Consider the following 15,378-nt stretch of genomic DNA (forward strand, 5'->3'; position numbering starts at 1 on the left):
CCCAGGTCAGAACTTGAGGCCGCCGATCATGCCCGCCACGTTCGTGGTGAGGGTGCTGATGGACGGGGCGATGGACGAGCTCGCCAGGTAGAAGCCCAGGAGCGCGCAGACCGCCGCATGTCCAGCCTTCAGCCCGGATTTCCGGATCAGCAGGAAGACGACGATCGCCAGCAGCACCACCACGGAGATCGAGAGTGCCACGGCGGTTCACCTCCACCTTCGGTCGGATATTCGAGCGGTTCGGTCGATCAGCATGTGCCAGAGGGCATGCCAGTCCGATGCATACCCACCTAGCGCTACGGATCATAACTATCCGTGCGGCCGCATCGATCGGCGGACGGAGGCACGAGGGGGGCGCACGGCGCTACTTTCAGCCGTATGACCTTGTCTTCGCAGCAGTCGGCCACACCCTCGGCCGGGCTCTCCTTCCCCCGCCAGCACGCCCGGACCCAGCGGTTCACCCTGGGGGTCCCGCGTGGTTTCTCGGTCTCCCCGGACGGGGAGCGCGTGGTGTTCGTCAGATCCGGTTCCGGGACGGACCGTTCCCATCGGCTCTGGGTGCTCGACCTGCCCCGGGACGGCGAGCCCGGGGAGCGCGTGGCCGCCGATCCGGTGGCGCTGCTCGCGGGCGCCGAGGAGGAGTTGTCGCCGCAGGAGCGGGCGCGCCGGGAGCGGAGCCGGGAGGGCTCGGCGGGGATCGTGGGGTACGCGGTGGACGGGGCCGTGGAGTTGGCGGCGTTCGCGCTGTCGGGGCGGCTGTTCGCGGCGGAGCTGCGGGCGGGGACGGCGCGGGAGCTGGCGGTGCCGGGGCCGGTGATCGATCCGCGTCCGTCGCCGGACGGGCGGTCCGTGGCGTACGTGGCGGAGGGCGCCCTGCGGGTGGTGGGCGCGGACGGTTCGGGCGACCGCGCGCTGGCCGTCCCGGAGGACGAGCACGTGTCCTACGGATTGGCCGAATTCATCGCCTCGGAGGAGATGGGCCGGGAGCGCGGGTACTGGTGGTCGCCCGACTCGGACCGGCTGCTCGTGGCGCGGGCGGACGACCGGGCGGTGGGGCGCTGGTGGATCGCGGACCCGGCGCACCCGGAGCGGGAGCCGCAGCGGGTGGCGTACCCGGCGGCGGGGACGGCCAACGCGGAGGTGCGGCTGTTCGTGCTCGGCCTCGACGGGTCCCGCACGGAGGTGGTGTGGGACCGGGAGCGGTATCCGTATCTGGCGCGGGTGCACTGGTCGGCGGCGGGGGCGCCGCTGCTGCTCGTGCAGGCGCGGGACCAGCGGGAGCAGCTGTTCCTGACGGTGGACCCGGAGTCGGGGAAGACGGCCGGGGTGCGGACGGAGGCGGACCCGGTGTGGCTGGAGCTGCCCCAGGGGGCTCCGGCGTGGGGGCCGGGCGGCGGACTCGTCAGGGTCACGGACGAGGGCGGGGCGCGGGTCCTCGCGGTCGGCGAGGAGGCGTGGACGGACGCGGGGCTGCACGTCCGGTCGGTGCTCGACGTCGGCACGGACGACGTCCTGGTGTCGGCGTCGGCGGGTGAGGCGGCGGCTGAGCCGGAGACCGGCGAGATCCACGTGTACCGGGTGACCGGTGCGGGCGCGGAGCGGCTGACGCGGCTGTCAGAGGGCGCCGGTGTGCACGGCGCGGTGCGCTCGGGGGCGGTGACCGTCCTGGTGTCGGCGCGGCCGGAGGCGCCGGGGAGCGTGGCGCGGGTGCTGCGGGACGGCGAGCAGGTCGCGGTGGTGGCCTCGTACGCCCAGCGGCCGGTGATCTCCGCTCGGGTGCGGCTGACGGAGGCGGGGGCGCGGCGGATCCCGTGCGTGGTGCTGCTGCCCTCGGGGTACGAGGAGGGGGACGGGCCGCTGCCGGTCCTGATGGATCCGTACGGCGGTCCGCACGGGCAGCGGGTGCTCGCCGCGCACAATCCGCATCTGACCTCGCAGTGGTTCGCGGACCAGGGCTTCGCGGTGGTCGTGGCGGACGGGCGGGGCATGCCTGGCCGTTCCCCGGCCTGGGAGAAGTCGGTCGCGCGGGACTTCGGGGTGACGCTCGACGACCAGGTGGACGCGCTCCTGGGGCTCGCCGGGAGCTTCCCGTTCGATCTGGACCGGGTGGCGATCCGGGGCTGGTCGTACGGCGGTTATCTGGCGGCGCGGGCGGTGCTGCAGCGGCCCGACGTGTTCCGGGCGGCGGTGGTCGGGGCGCCGGTGACGGACTGGCGGCTGTACGACACGCACTACACGGAGCGGTACCTGGGCACCCCGCAGGACGATCCGGAGGTGTACGCGGCGCAGTCGCTGCTGACCGACGACGGTCTGTCGGCGCCGGAGGAGCCGGCCCGGCCGATGATGGTCGTGCACGGTCTCGCCGACGACAACGTGGTGGTGGGGCACGCGCTGCGGCTGTCGTCGGCGCTGCTCGCGGCGGGCCGGCCGCACGAGGTGCTGCCGCTGTCCGGGGTGACGCACATGACGCCTCAGGAGCAGGTGGCGGAGAACCTGCTGCTGCTCCAGGTGGAGTTCCTGAAGCGGTCCCTCGGCGTCATGAGCTGAGTCACCAGCCGGGCGGTGTCGGGTGGGGCGGGGCCGGGGACCGCGCCCCGGCCGCCGGGTGGGGTGCGGGCGCGGCGTCGGGGGCGCCGCGCCCGGCCAGGAGCACGAGCACCGCGAGTCCTGCGAGCAGTTCGAAGACGGAGGTGAGGACGTCCGTCGCGTCCAGGGTGGTGAGGTCGCCGAGCCGGACGAGGGTCTCGTAGCGGACGGCGCGGGCGACCCCGCCGAGGCCGCCGGCCGTCAGGAGCACGGCGGCGAGGAGCCCGAAGGCCCGGGAGTGGCGGGCCCGGGCGAAGCAGGACACGGCGGCTGTGCCGTACAGGGCGGCGGCGATCAGGGACAGCCAGCCGGGCGGGGGCGCGAGGGCGGGTTTGACGACGGAGCGGCCGCCGGTGAAGCGGTCGAAGGTGGTCTCCAGGGGCAGCTCGCCGGCCCAGTACAGCTCCCAGAGGGTCAGGAAGAGGGCGGCGGCCGCGAGGAGGATTCCGGCGGCGACGGCGGGGCCGGTGCGGGGGCGGGTGGGCCGCTGCTCGTACGGGGCGTCCGCCGGGCGGCGGCCGACGGCGGCGGTGAGGACGAGTCCGGTGGCGAGGGCCAGTTCGAGGAGGGCGGTGACGAGGGCTCCGCTGCCGGCCGCCCAGAGCCCGGGGAGGCGCAGGGCGAGGGTGGCGGCGCCGGCGGCGGCGAGGGCGGAGGCCGCGTGCCGGGAGCGGAGGGCGGCGAGGACGGTGGCGGCGTAGGCGGCGAGGAGCACGGGGTCGAGCAGGGAGGTGGTGGACCGCCCCCGTATCAGGAAGTGGTGGTCCCCGGCCCAGTACCAGGCGAGGTCGGCGGGCGAGCCGAGCGAGGCGAGGTCCTGGAGGATCCACACGGCGGCGATGAGGGCGAGCGCGGCGCAGAGCGCGGCGCCCGTGAGACGTGCCGGGCGTGTCACAGTCACGGGCCCGATACTCACGGTCGCGAACGACCGAAACAAGCGGTTCCGCATGAACAGTGGAATGCGGCCGGCCGGGGCGGTGTATGCGCCCCGGCCGGTTTCACGGCACCCGCACGGCCGTACGGGATCCAACATCCAATATCCGTATATCGGATCCAAGTCCGTGGAGTTGCCCGTGCGTTACGGCTCCTGAGGCTTCTCCGGCCCCCCCGGCCCCCCCGGCCCCCCCGGCCCCTCCGGCTCCTCCGGCTCCTCCGGCGGGACGACCTGCTTCTCCTCCGCGAAGTGGCAGGCGGAGTCGTGCTTGGCCGGGCTGTCCGTGAGGCGGAAGACGGCCGGGACGGCGAGGAGCGGGACCTCCAGGGTGCAGCGTTCCTGGGCCTTCCAGCAGCGGGTGCGGAAGCGGCAGCCGGAGGGGATGTTGGCCGGGGAGGGGACGTCTCCGGAGAGGAGGATCCGCTCGCGGTGGGCACGCGCCTCGGGGTCGGGGACGGGCACGGCGGAGAGCAGCGCCTGGGTGTAGGGGTGGGTGGGGTGGTCGTAGATCTGGGCGTCGGTGCCGATCTCGACGATCCGGCCGAGGTACATGACGCCGACGCGGTCGGAGATGTGCCGGACGATCGACAGGTCGTGGGCGATGAAGACGTACGAGAGGGAGAACTCGGCCTGGAGGGTGTCGAGGAGGTTGACGACCTGGGCCTGGACGGAGACGTCGAGCGCGGAGACCGGCTCGTCCGCGACGATGATCTCGGGCTGGAGGGCGAGGCCGCGGGCGATGCCGATGCGCTGGCGCTGGCCGCCGGAGAACTGGTGCGGATAGCGGTTGATGTACTCGGGGTTGAGGCCGACGACGTCCAGGAGGTCCTGGACCTTGCGGCGCCGGTCGCCCTTGGGGGCGACCTCGGGGTGGATCTCGTACGGCTCGCCGATGATGTCGCCGACGGTCATGCGGGGGTTGAGCGAGGTGTACGGGTCCTGGAAGACCATCTGGATGTTGCGGCGGACGGCCTTGAGGGCGCGCGGGGACATCTTGGTGATGTCCTCGCCCTTGTACCGGATGGTCCCGGAGGTGGGCCGTTCCAGGTTGACCAGCATCTTGGCGACGGTGGACTTGCCGCAGCCGGACTCGCCGACGATGCCGAGGGTCTCGCCGGCCGCGAGGTCGAAGTCGACGCCGTCGACGGCCCTGACGGAGCCGACCTGCTTCTTGAAGAGGATGCCCTTGGTCAGCGGGTAGTGCTTGTGGAGGTCCCGGACTTCGAGAATCGCCTCAGCCATGGAGGCACTCCTTCCAGAAGTGGCAGGCGCTGGCGCGCGGCACCGGGGACTCGGTCACGTCGTACAGCGGGGGCTCGTCGGTCCGGCAGCGGTCCCGGGCGAGCGGGCAGCGCGGGTTGAAGGAGCAGCCGGAGGGGATGGCGAGGAGGTTGGGAGGCAGGCCCTTGATCGCGTAGAGCTCCTGGCCCTTCTGGTCGAGGCGCGGGATGGAGTCGAGCAGGCCCCGGGTGTAGGGGTGGGCGGGGGCCTTGTAGATCTCGTGGACGGGCGCCTGTTCGACGATCTTCCCCGCGTACATGACGGCGATCTTGTCGGCGACGTCGGCGACGACGCCGAGGTCGTGGGTGATGAGGATGAGGCCCATGTTGAGCTCGCGCTGGAGCTCGGCGAGGAGGTCCATGACCTGGGCCTGGACGGTGACGTCGAGGGCGGTGGTGGGCTCGTCGGCGATGATCAGTTCGGGTTCGAGGGCGAGCGCCATCGCGATCATGATGCGCTGGCGCATGCCGCCGGAGAACTGGTGGGGGTACTGGCCGACGCGTTCCTTGGCGGCGGGGATGCGGACCCGGTCCATCAGCTCGACGGCCTTGGCCCTGGAGTCCTTGCGCGACATCCCCTTGTGGACCTGGAACATCTCGCCGAGCTGGTCGCCGACGCTGATGACGGGATTGAGGGAGGACAGCGCGTCCTGGAAGATCATCGCCATCTTGGCGCCGCGGACCTTGCGCCGCTCCTCCTCCTTGAGCTTCAGGAGGTCCTGGCCCTGGAAGAGGATCTCGCCGCCGCTGATCTTCCCGGGCGGGATGTCGAGGATGCCCATGACGGCCTGGGCCGTGACGGACTTGCCGGAGCCGGACTCGCCGAGGACGGCGAGGGTCTCTCCCGCGTCGACGGAGTAGTTGACGCCGTTGACCGCCTTGGCCACCCCCTCCCGGGTGTGGAACTCCACGTGCAGGTCGCGCACTTCGAGCAGCATGGGTCCCTACCTCAGCTTCGGGTCGAGGGCGTCGCGCACCGCGTCGCCGAGCATGATGAACGCGAGCACGGTGATGGCGAGCGCGCCGGCCGGCCAGAGCAGCATGTGGGGCGCGTTGCGGATGTACGGCGACGCCGAGGAGATGTCGATGCCCCAGGAGACGGTCGGCGGCTTCAGTCCGACGCCGAGGTACGACAGGGTCGCTTCGAGCGAGATGTACGTGCCGAGGGCGATGGTGGCGACGACGATCACCGGGGCGACGGCGTTCGGCGTGATGTGCCGGAGCATCATCCGGGAGTTGGAGGCGCCGAGCGCGCGGGCGGCCTGGACGTAGTCGTTCTGTTTGGCGGTGATGACCGAGCCGCGTGCGATGCGGGAGAGCTGCGGCCAGCCGAGCAGCACCATGAAGCCGATGACGGGCCAGACGGTGGTGCTGGTGACGACGGACAGGAGCACGAGGCCGCCGAGGACGACGGGGATGGCGAAGAAGACGTCGGTGAGCCGGGAGAGGATGCCGTCCCAGGTGCCGCCGAAGAAGCCGGCGAGGCCACCGAGGATGCCGCCGAGGACGGCGACGCCGAGGGTGGCGAGGACGCCGACGGTCACGGACGTCCGGGCGCCGTAGACGGTGCGGGTGTAGACGTCGCAGCCCTGGCCGTTGAAGCCGAAGGGGTGGCCGGGCTGGGAGCCTTCCTGCGCCTTGGAGAGGTCGCAGTCGAGCGGGTCTCCGGAGGCGATCAGCTGGGGCCAGATCGAGATGATCACCAGGAAGAGGATGACGAGCGCGGAGATGATGAAGATCGGGTTGCGGCGCAGGTCGTGCCAGGCGTCGGACCAGAGGGAGCGGGGCTTCTTGTCGGGGCCGGTCCCCTCCGGGCCGCCCGGCGTCTTCTCCAGGGTCTCTGCCTCTTGAGTGCCGAGGTCGGCAGCGCCTCCCGCGCCGGTCGAGGCGATCGCTCGTCCTTCCTCTCCGTACGACTCCAGAGGCTCAAAGGGCTCAAGGGGCTCAGGCATAGCGAATCCTCGGGTCAAGGACGGCGTACAGGAGGTCGACCAGGAGGTTGGCCAGCAGGAACACCAGGACGAGGATGGTCACGAAGCCGACGACGGTCTGGGTGTTCTGGCGGACGATGCCCTGGTAGAGCTGGTAGCCGACGCCGTGGATGTTGAAGATCCGTTCGGTGACGATGGCGCCGCCCATGAGGGCGCCGATGTCGGCGCCGATGAAGGTCACCACGGGGATGAGGCTGTTGCGCAGCAGGTGCCGGGTGACGACCCGGCGGCGGGGCAGGCCCTTGGCGACGGCGGTGCGGACGTAGTCGGCGCGCTTGTTCTCGGCGATGGAGGTCCGGGTGAGCCGGGTGACGTACGCGAGTGAGACGGACGCGAGGACGAGGCCGGGGACGATCAGTTCGTTGAAGGGCGCGTCGGGCGAGACCGCCGGTTCGATCCAGCCCCATTCGACGCCCAGGAGCAGCTGGAGCAGCAGGCCGGTGACGAAGGTGGGGACGGAGAGGACGACCAGGGTCAGCAGCAGGACGCTGGTGTCGACGGGGTGGCCGCGCTTGAGGCCGGTGATGACGCCCAGGGTGATGCCGATGACGATCTCGAAGAGGATCGCGACGATGGTGAGCCGGATGGTGACCGGGAAGGCGTTGGCCATCAGCTCGGTGACGGGCTGGCCGTTGAAGGCGGTGCCGAAGTCTCCGGTGAAGACGTTGCCCATGTAGGTCAGGTATTGCTGCCAGACCGGCTTGTCGAGGCCGTACTCCTTCTGCAGCTGGGCGGTGGTCGCCGGGTCGCAGGCCCGGTCGCCGCAGAGGCCGGCGATGGGGTCGCCCATCACGTTCACCATCAGGAAGATCAACAGCGTGGCGCCGAAGAAGACCGGGATCATCTGCAGCAGCCGCCGGATCACGTATCGACCCACGGAGGCCTCCAGGAAGGGTGGGTTGAGGGACGGCGTACGGCCCGGCGCGGGGATCCGCGGCCCGGGCCGTACACCGCCGTACTGCTACGTCGTCACTTGACCTTGATCTGGTCGTACACCGGGACGCTGAAGGGGTTCAGGGTCACGTTCTCGACCTTGTCCGAGTAGCCGGCGCTGCCGTTCTGGTACCAGAGCGGGATGGCTCCCATGTCGTCGCGGAGGACTCCCTCGGCCTGCTGGAAGAGCCCGACGGCCTTGGCGGTGTCGGACTCGGCGTTGGCCTGGTTGACCAGCTTGTCGAACTCCGGGTTGGAGTACTTGCCGTCGTTGGAGGAGGCGTTGGTGTAGTACAGCGGCTGGAGGAAGTTCTGGATGAGCGGGTAGTCCATCTGCCAGCCGGCGCGGAACGGCCCGGTCATCTTCGACTGGGTGACCTGGTTGCGGTAGTCGGCGAAGGTGCCGATCGGGTTGCCGACGCAGGCCTTGTTGTTGCCGAGCGCGTTGTTGATGGAGTTGCAGACGGCGTCCACCCACTCCTTGTGGGAGCCGGTGTCGGCGTTGTACGAGATCTTCATCGTGCCGCCGGGGATGCCGCCGCCCTCGGCGACGAGCTTCTTGGCCTGGGCCGCGTCGTACTTGCAGAAGTCGCCGCAGACGTCCTTGAAGCCGCCCTGCTCGCCGAGCACCGGGGAGGTCCAGTCGACGGCGGGGGTGCGGGTCTTCTGGAAGATCGTCTCGGTGATCTGCGGGCGGTTGATCGCCATGGAGAGGCCCTGCCGGAGCTTCTCCTGGCCCGGCTTGTTCCACGCGGGGTCGTAGAACGGGAAGGCGAGGGTCTGGATGATGCCGGCGGGGACGTTGATGTACCGGCCGCCGAGGTCGGCCTGGACGTTCTTGAGCTGGGAGGCGGGAATGTCGTCGACGAGGTCGAGGTTGCCGGCCGTCAGGTCCGTGTAGGCGGTGTTGTTGTCGGTGTAGACCTTGAGGTCGATGCCGCCGTTCTGGGCCTTGTCGGGGCCGGGGTAGGCGTCCCAGCGCCTGAGGGACATCTGGGAGCCCTTGGAGTACGAGTCGACGGTGTACGGGCCGTTGCCGATGGGCTTGGAGAGCCAGCCGGCGTGGTCGCTGTAGAAGGCCTGGGGCAGCGGTGAGAAGGCCGCGTAGCCGAGGGTGATGGGCCAGGTGGAGAACTTCTGGGTGAGCTTGACCGTGAAGGTCTGGGGGCCGGTCACCTTGAGGCCGGACATGGTCTCGGCGGTGGGCTCGCCCTTCTCGGGGTGGACCTGGTCGTAGCCCTCGATCTGCCCGAAGAAGTACGCGTTCTTCTGGTTGTTCTTCAGACTGGCGCCGTAGTTCCAGGCGTCGACGAAGGACTTCGCGGTGACCTTCTCGCCGTTGGAGAAGGTCCAGCCGTCCTTGACCGTGATGGTGAAGTTCTGCGAGTCGGTGGTCTCGATGTTCTCGGCGAGCATGTTCTTGGCCTCGCCGGTCTTCGGGTCGTACTGCTTGAGCCCGCGGAAGATCATGGAGAGGACCTTGCCGCCCTGGACCTCGTTGGTGTTGGCGGGCTCCAGCGGGTTCTGCGGGTCGCCCCACGAGGAACTCACGATGCCGTCGGCCCCTCCCCCGCCACCACCGCTGTCGCCGCCGCCACAGGCCGTGGCCGCGAGGGCGACGGCGGTGGCCAGTGCGGCCCACTTCGCGTGCGTGGCTCCGCGCATGGAGTGCCTCCCGTAACTCTTGCCGAGACTTAGGCCCCCATATCACCGCAAGCCGGACAAGGCCGCATCTCGGCGACACCTGTCCGGGGGATCGCCGGCCCGCCGCGGCCGACCCCCCGTCACACGCGGATGCTCCCCCCGTTCGAGAACGGGGGGAGCATCCGCGAACATGACATGTCTCAGTTGAGGAAGGTCACGTCCCAGTGGCTGCTCTCGCGGGCGTAGATGTTGCCCGAGGGAGCGGTGTAGAGGGCGGCGCCGTCGCCCCGGGTGCCGGAGTAGGCGAAGGTGCCGGTGATGTAGTTGCTCAGGCAGGTGGTCGGGCTGAAGTCCAGCTTGTAGCCGTTCCAGTGCGAGTACGTGCCGCTGGCGTGGCCCGTCTCGGTGCCGCCGGTGATGGTCAGGCCGCAGCCGCTCGCGCGCTTCAGGGTCACGGCGCCGTCCGCGGAGGCCTGGCGCAGGCCGTCGAAGGAGGTGCAGGCGCTGTTGTTGCGGTCCGAGCAGTTGCCGGAGGAGGTCCAGGTGATGCCGGCCGACGTGAAGATGGAGGCCGCCTGGGCCTGGGTCAGCAGACCGCTGCTGCCGCCGCTGCCGCCGGAGGAGCCGGTGACCAGGGCGCGCCAGGTGTCGGGGCCGACGATGCCGTCCGCGTCGAGGCTGTGGGAGGACTGGAAGGAGCGGACCTTGGCGTCGGTGCCGTCACCGAAGGCGCCGTCGACGGCGAGCCCGGCACCGTACCGGTTGAGCTGCGTCTGGGCGGCCTTCACCGCGGAGCCGTTGTCGCCCTTGCGGACGGTGACGATCAGCTTGGACCAGGTGTCCCCGCCGACGACGCCGTCCGAGGACAGGCTGTTGGCGCTCTGGAAGCTGCGGACCTTGGACTCGGTGCCGGCGCCGAAGACGCCGTCGGCGGAGGTGGCGTAGCCGCGGGCGGTCAGCAGGTGCTGGACGGTGGTCACCTGGGCGCCGGTGCTGCCGTTCTTGACCAGCGGCCAGTCGGCGGCGAAGGCCGGGGCGGCCTGGAGCACGCCCGCCACCAGTGTGGTGACGAGGGCGGCGAGCAGCGCGGCCGCGAGGCCGGGCAGTCTTCTCACGAGTGTCATGGTCGGTTCCTCGAGCTCTCGGGTCAGCACCGGTACGTCGCGTCCGGGTGGACCGGCTCGCAGTAACGGATGTGCAGGTGGTTGTCGTGGTTGGGGTACTGGACGGTCAGCCCCTCCGCGATCAGCTGCGGGTCGTTGAAGTACACGAGCTGCACGTGTCCGGGCGCGGCCGCGCGCAGGGCCTTGACCAGCTCGCGGGTCGCGGCCCGGTCGTAGGCGGCGGACTCCCAGGTGATCCGGGTGCCGGCGCACTGCGCCGAGTCGGTGCGCACGGGCCAGAAGTCGACGTCCAGGCCGACCTGGTGGGTGGCGTGGCCGTAGATGGTGCCGCCGTGCTCGAAGGCGATGTCGCCGACCGGGACCTTGCCCCGGCCGAGGGCGGAGAAGGTGCGGGCACCGGCCTCGAACTGGCCGATGGCGGCGCCGGTCCCCCAGTCGGCGGACGCGTTGCCGTCCGGGTTCTGGTTGCACAGGGTGCCGGCGTTGTAGTCGGCGTACTCGTAGTGCCAGAGCAGGTTGGTCCAGGTGTCCGGGCCGACCACGCCGTCCGCGCCGAGACCGGCGTGGCCCTGGAAGGTGCGGACGGCCGAGGCCGTGCCGGGGCCGAAGGCGCCGTCGACGGTGAGCCCGGCGCTCCGCTTGGCGTTGAGCAGGTACTGGACGGCCTTCACGGCCTCGCCCTGGCTGCCCTCGCGGACGGTGACGGTCAGCGCCCGCCAGGTGTTCGGGCCGACGATGCCGTCCGCGCCGAGACCGTGGGAGGACTGGAAGGAGCGGACGGCGGTGTCGGTGCCGGCGCCGAAGACGCCGTCTGCGGTGAGCTGCGCGCCCTGCCCGTTGAGCAGGTACTGGAGGGCGACGACGTCCGAGCCCCGGTTGCCCTTGCTCTGGGTCGGGACGAACGCGCCGGAGAAGGCGTGCGCGGGCGTGCCGAGGCCGATGAGCACGAGCAGCGCGGCGAGGGCGGCGACGGCCGCGAGGGGGACGGCCCCGAGCGCGGGGCGGAACGACCGGATGGTCGACGACATGGCGGTGTGCTTCTCCTTGTCGGGTGGGGTGGGGCCCTCAGGCGAGGAGGCGGCTGAAGGTGCGGGCGTCGGCGAGGCCGTCGGCGGGCAGCCCGGCCGTGTTCTGGAAGGTGGCGACCGAGGCCAGGGTGCCGGCGCCGAAGACGCCGTCGACGCCGGTCGGGACGCCCTTGGCCGTGAGCAGCAGCTGGACGGCCTTCACGGCCTCCCCGGTGTCGCCCTGCCGTACGGGCGCGGCGAGTTGGTGCCAGGTCTGGTTGCCGGCGTAGCCGTCGGACGTCGCGGTGACGAGCGTCTGGAAGTTCCGTACGGCCTGCTCGGTGGCCGGGCCGAAACTGCCGTCCACGGTGATCGTGGCGCCGCGCCGGACGAGCAGGTACTGGAGCGCGCGGACCCGGTCGCCGGAGTCGCCGTTGTGCAGCAGCGGCCACACGGGCGCCGTCGGGTCCCCGCCGATGCGGGCGGCGACGTCCCGCCGCAGCTGCGGGAGCATCGCGTACAGGCGGTCGCCGGGGCACTCGGTGGCGTTGAAGTCCCGGTGCCCGTAGATCTGGTAGGCGCGCAGCCCGTACTGACGGCAGATGTACGCGCACAGTTCGACCAGCTTCGCGTACTGCTCGCTGCGCGGGTCGACCGTGGAGTACGTGCCCTCGTTCTCGATGCCGATGGCGACGGTGTTCTGCCCGGTGCAGTGCGCCGACTCCACGGTCTGGGTGCCGCCCTGGAGCGCGACCAGGCTGCTGTGCCGGCCCTCCAGGACGTACGCGCCGCGGGAGACGGTGAAGTGCTGGCCCGTGTCGATCCAGTGGTTGTCGTCCATCGCCCAGTCCTGCATGGAGCGGGCGAGCCGGAACGCCTGGGCCTGCGAGTAGTCGGTCGTGTTGGGCGTGGCGGTGTGGTGCACGATGATCTTCTGCGGCGGGTTCGACAGGACCCGCACCGGGCTGCTCGCCGGGCGGGCGCCCCACGCGGTGGTGTCCGCGACGGAGGGCCCGGTCGCGGCCTGCGCCTGTCCGGTCGCCCACAGGGGCAGCGCGGCCGCGGCGCCGAGCGCGAGCCCTCCGGTGAGCAGGGAGCGGCGGCTGGGGGTCGGTTCGTTGACCGAGGTCATGATGGGGGGGTTCCTCAACTGATGGACTCCGTCACTCAGTACGAGTCGGTGCAGTGGGTTTCGAGGGTCGCGTAGGCGCGGGTCTCGCACGCCCAGGCGTAGATGTCCTTGTCGTTCACCATGGCGGTGTACACGGTTCCGTAGCCGCCGTAGTAGACGCTCCGGGACTCGCCGTTGGTGTTGGAGACCCGGATGACGGTGTCGGCGGACGCCCCGGAGGTCTTGCGCGCCCACGCGGCCCGGCAGGTGGGGCTGTAGCGCAGCTCCACCCCCCAGTCGCTGGTCCGCACGGTGCGGGCGTCGCTCTGGCAGACGGTCGTGGACGGGTCCAGGCCGGTGCAGGACGACCCGTAGCAGGAGGTGGCCGCGGACGCCGGGGACGACGAGAGCAGCAGCCCGGACGCGGCGAGCGCGAGGGCGGAGGCGGCGGTGGCGAGCTTGCGGGCGAGGGGGTTCGTTCTCATGAAGGCCTCGCTCAGTACTCGGGGGTGCACGCGGTGCCCTTGGCGAAGGTGCCGCAGGCTCTGGCGAGGATGTCCTTGTCGTTGACCATCCGGGTCCACACCGTCCCCGAACCCGGATAGTGCACCGCGTACTTGTTGCCCAGCGAGTTCTGAACCCAGATCTCGCCCTCGTCGCCGTACTTGAACCGCGCCCAGGCCGAGCGACAGGTCGGGCTGTAGCGGAGTTCGAGACCGACGTACTCCCCCCACATCACCGTCTGGGCGTCGTTCTGGCAGATGGTGGCGGCCGGGTCGAGGCCGTTGCAGGAGGACCCGTAGCAGGAGGTGGCGGCCGAGGCCGGGGAGGACGCGAGCAGCAGGCTGGTCGTGGCGAACGCGAGGGCCGAACCGGCCGTCGCGAGCTTGCGGGTGAGTGGTCTCATGGGTGTGGAGCTCCTTCGGTGGTCTGGTACCGGTCGTCGCCGTAACCGCCGCCGCCCCGGCAGGACGTCCGGAACCAGCCGTCGGCGTCGTGCTCGGCCTTGACGTGCACGGCCGCGGACGACGAGAGCAGCGGGCCGGACGCGGCGGGCGCGAGGGCGGAGGCCGCGGTGGCGACCTTGCGGGCGAGAGGACTCAGCGGGCCGCCACGGTCTAGTACCAGCCGGTCTGGCCCCACCCTCCGGTCTCCTGCTTGTAGCCATAGGCCTGGGCCTGGATGTCCTTGTCGTTCACCATCTGCGTCCAGACCGTCTGCCCGGTCGTGTAGGTGCCGTAGTTGTCGCCCACCGTGTTGTGGACGTGGACCTCCATCGGCGCGTCGGAGGAGGAGGAGGTCGCGCGGGCCCAGGCCGCCCGGCAGGTCGGGCTGTAGCGCAGCTCGACGCCGAACCGGTCGGACCAGGAGACGGTCCTGGCGTCGTTCTGGCAGATCGTGGTGGACGGGTCCAGGCCGGTGCAGGACGACCCGTAGCAGGAGGTGGCGGCCGAGGCCGGGGAGGACGCGAGCAGCAGGCTGGACGCGGCGAACGCGAGCGCCGAACCGGCCGTCGCGAGCTTGCGGGTGAAGGACTTCATGGTGAGGGGCTCCTTGTCTCGGTCTAGTACCACGACGTGCACGACTCCCCGCCCTCGATGACGTGACCGCAGGCGCGGTCGATGATGCCCTTGTCGTCGATCATCGCGGTCCAGACGGTGCCGCCGCCGGTGTAGTAAGCGGCCCGCTCCAGGCCGGTGTTGCTCTCCACCCAGATGGTCATCGCCATGCCGCCGCTCTGCCGCGCCCAGGCGGCCCGACAGGTGGGGCTGTAGCGCAGCTCGGTGCCCCAGCTCGACGTGGCGACCGTGCGGGCGTCGTTCTGGCAGATGGACGTGGACGGGTCCAGGCCTGTGCAGGAGGGTCCGTAGCAGGAGGTCGCGGCGGAGGCCGGCGACGAGGCGAGGATCAGGCCGGACGCGGCGAGGGCGAGGGCCGATCCGGCGGTCGCGAGCTTGCGGGTGAGGGTGTTCATGAGGAGGTTCCCCCGCTTCCTAGTAGGACTCCGTGCAGTCGAAGTAGCCGGAGCCGTTGTCCCAGTACTCGCAGGCCTGGGACGTGATGCCCTTGTCGTTCACCATGGCGGTCCAGACGGTGGCGCCGTTGCCGTAGTAGTGCGTCGAGTAGGACCCGTTGCCGTCGTTGCGGCGCACGGTGACGTACTTGCCCTCCGAGCCGCCGTTGGCGAGGCGCGCCCAGGCCGCCCGACAGGTGGGGCTGTAGCGCAGCTCCAGGTTGCTCCAGCCGGAAGTGCCGACGGTACGCGCGTCGTTCTGGCAGATGGTGGTGGACGGGTCCAGACCCTGGCAGGACTGCGCGTAGCAGGACGTCGCCGCCGACGCCGGCGAGGAGGCGAGGAGGAGGCTCGACCCGGCCATGGCGAGGGCCGATCCGACGGTGGCGAACTTTCGGGTGAGTGCGTTCACGGTGACCCCTGATCCTGAAGTGGTGGGCTGCGGGCGGCAGTTGGACTGCGCCGTGGCACACGCTGCCAGTCCCGCCCGCTGTCCGGGCCGTCCCGGCGGACCGGGTCGTCCCGTGCGCGGGCCCGGTGGGACGGGGCGCCGTCGACGGTCGAGGCAGGGGTACGGGTGGGCGGCCGCGTCCCGCAGGCGTCACGGGACGGGCCGGGGGACGGGAGACGGGAACGGGACACCCGTACGCCCGTCCCGCGGGACGTTCCCGGCGCCGTCGCCGTCGTACGGGACGCCCCCGGGAACGCCGAAGGCCCCCGGCACCCTTACGGGTGGCCGGGGGCCTCTCGGGCT

The 15,378-nt window shown here is 71.1% G+C and carries 17 protein-coding genes and 1 pseudogene; 1 reads left to right on the top strand and 17 read right to left on the bottom strand.

Annotation, left to right across the window (positions count from 1 at the left end; all coding sequences use genetic code 11):
* Positions 1-6: 6 nt before the first annotated feature.
* Positions 7-201 carry a hypothetical protein gene (locus ACFYX3_RS01380; RefSeq protein ID WP_015035959.1) on the bottom strand — a complete coding sequence of 65 codons (195 nt, stop codon included), beginning with the start codon at positions 199-201 and terminating at the stop codon, positions 7-9.
* Positions 202-378: 177 nt separating this feature from the next.
* Here ACFYX3_RS01380 and ACFYX3_RS01385 point away from each other — a divergent pair, with 177 nt between their 5' ends.
* Positions 379-2,547 (top strand): prolyl oligopeptidase family serine peptidase, encoded by a 2,169-nt coding sequence (locus tag ACFYX3_RS01385; protein WP_389006984.1) that lies wholly within the window; start codon positions 379-381, stop codon positions 2,545-2,547.
* A 1-nt stretch (position 2,548) separates the two neighbouring features.
* Here the strand turns inward: ACFYX3_RS01385 and ACFYX3_RS01390 are convergent, their stop codons facing one another.
* The 16 genes and pseudogenes from ACFYX3_RS01390 to ACFYX3_RS01465 all read right to left on the bottom strand — a co-directional run bounded on the left by ACFYX3_RS01390 (position 2,549) and on the right by ACFYX3_RS01465 (position 15,036).
* Positions 2,549-3,487 (bottom strand): hypothetical protein, encoded by a 939-nt coding sequence (locus tag ACFYX3_RS01390; RefSeq protein ID WP_389006986.1) that lies wholly within the window; start codon positions 3,485-3,487, stop codon positions 2,549-2,551.
* A gap of 177 nt (positions 3,488-3,664) precedes the next feature.
* Complete coding sequence (locus ACFYX3_RS01395; protein WP_389006988.1) at positions 3,665-4,762, bottom strand: ABC transporter ATP-binding protein; 1,098 nt, start codon at positions 4,760-4,762, stop codon at positions 3,665-3,667.
* Complete coding sequence (locus ACFYX3_RS01400; protein WP_389006990.1) at positions 4,755-5,738, bottom strand: ABC transporter ATP-binding protein; 984 nt, start codon at positions 5,736-5,738, stop codon at positions 4,755-4,757. The genes ACFYX3_RS01395 and ACFYX3_RS01400 overlap by 8 nt, the downstream gene beginning before the upstream one ends.
* Before the next feature lie 6 nt (positions 5,739-5,744).
* Positions 5,745-6,752, bottom strand: coding sequence for an ABC transporter permease (locus ACFYX3_RS01405; RefSeq protein ID WP_389006992.1), 1,008 nt, complete (start codon positions 6,750-6,752; stop codon positions 5,745-5,747).
* Positions 6,745-7,668 carry an ABC transporter permease gene (locus ACFYX3_RS01410; RefSeq protein ID WP_389006994.1) on the bottom strand — a complete coding sequence of 308 codons (924 nt, stop codon included), beginning with the start codon at positions 7,666-7,668 and terminating at the stop codon, positions 6,745-6,747. Before ACFYX3_RS01410 ends, ACFYX3_RS01405 begins: the two co-directional genes overlap by 8 nt.
* A 92-nt stretch (positions 7,669-7,760) precedes the next feature.
* Positions 7,761-9,389: an ABC transporter substrate-binding protein gene (locus tag ACFYX3_RS01415; protein ID WP_389006997.1), complete on the bottom strand. Its 1,629-nt coding sequence runs from the start codon at positions 9,387-9,389 to the stop codon at positions 7,761-7,763.
* Positions 9,390-9,568: 179 nt separating this feature from the next.
* Positions 9,569-10,156 carry a peptidoglycan-binding protein gene (locus ACFYX3_RS01420; protein ID WP_389008054.1) on the bottom strand — a complete coding sequence of 196 codons (588 nt, stop codon included), beginning with the start codon at positions 10,154-10,156 and terminating at the stop codon, positions 9,569-9,571.
* Between the two features lie 48 nt (positions 10,157-10,204).
* Positions 10,205-10,492 (bottom strand): annotated as a pseudogene (locus ACFYX3_RS01425) (peptidoglycan-binding protein); the annotation flags it as partial.
* A gap of 23 nt (positions 10,493-10,515) precedes the next feature.
* The gene (locus ACFYX3_RS01430; protein ID WP_389006999.1) at positions 10,516-11,520 is read right to left on the bottom strand and encodes a penicillin-insensitive murein endopeptidase; all 1,005 of its coding nucleotides are present in this window, start codon (positions 11,518-11,520) and stop codon (positions 10,516-10,518) included.
* A gap of 37 nt (positions 11,521-11,557) precedes the next feature.
* Complete coding sequence (locus ACFYX3_RS01435; protein ID WP_389007001.1) at positions 11,558-12,631, bottom strand: N-acetylmuramoyl-L-alanine amidase; 1,074 nt, start codon at positions 12,629-12,631, stop codon at positions 11,558-11,560.
* Between the two features lie 35 nt (positions 12,632-12,666).
* Positions 12,667-13,095, bottom strand: a complete 429-nt coding sequence (locus ACFYX3_RS01440) for a DUF2690 domain-containing protein (RefSeq protein WP_389007003.1) — start codon at positions 13,093-13,095, stop codon at positions 12,667-12,669.
* 11 nt (positions 13,096-13,106) lie between these two features.
* Positions 13,107-13,517, bottom strand: coding sequence for a DUF2690 domain-containing protein (locus ACFYX3_RS01445; RefSeq protein WP_389007005.1), 411 nt, complete (start codon positions 13,515-13,517; stop codon positions 13,107-13,109).
* Positions 13,514-13,753, bottom strand: coding sequence for a hypothetical protein (locus tag ACFYX3_RS01450; protein ID WP_389007007.1), 240 nt, complete (start codon positions 13,751-13,753; stop codon positions 13,514-13,516). The genes ACFYX3_RS01445 and ACFYX3_RS01450 overlap by 4 nt, the downstream gene beginning before the upstream one ends.
* Complete coding sequence (locus ACFYX3_RS01455) at positions 13,729-14,151, bottom strand: DUF2690 domain-containing protein (RefSeq protein WP_382660803.1); 423 nt, start codon at positions 14,149-14,151, stop codon at positions 13,729-13,731. The genes ACFYX3_RS01450 and ACFYX3_RS01455 overlap by 25 nt, the downstream gene beginning before the upstream one ends.
* A gap of 23 nt (positions 14,152-14,174) precedes the next feature.
* Positions 14,175-14,585, bottom strand: a complete 411-nt coding sequence (locus ACFYX3_RS01460; RefSeq protein WP_376588315.1) for a DUF2690 domain-containing protein — start codon at positions 14,583-14,585, stop codon at positions 14,175-14,177.
* A gap of 19 nt (positions 14,586-14,604) precedes the next feature.
* Positions 14,605-15,036 carry a DUF2690 domain-containing protein gene (locus ACFYX3_RS01465; RefSeq protein WP_382660801.1) on the bottom strand — a complete coding sequence of 144 codons (432 nt, stop codon included), beginning with the start codon at positions 15,034-15,036 and terminating at the stop codon, positions 14,605-14,607.
* Positions 15,037-15,378: the final 342 nt, after the last annotated feature.

Origin of the sequence: Streptomyces sp. NPDC002463, from assembly GCF_042889835.1 — a bacterium.
GTDB lineage: Bacteria > Actinomycetota > Actinomycetes > Streptomycetales > Streptomycetaceae > Streptomyces > Streptomyces nymphaeiformis.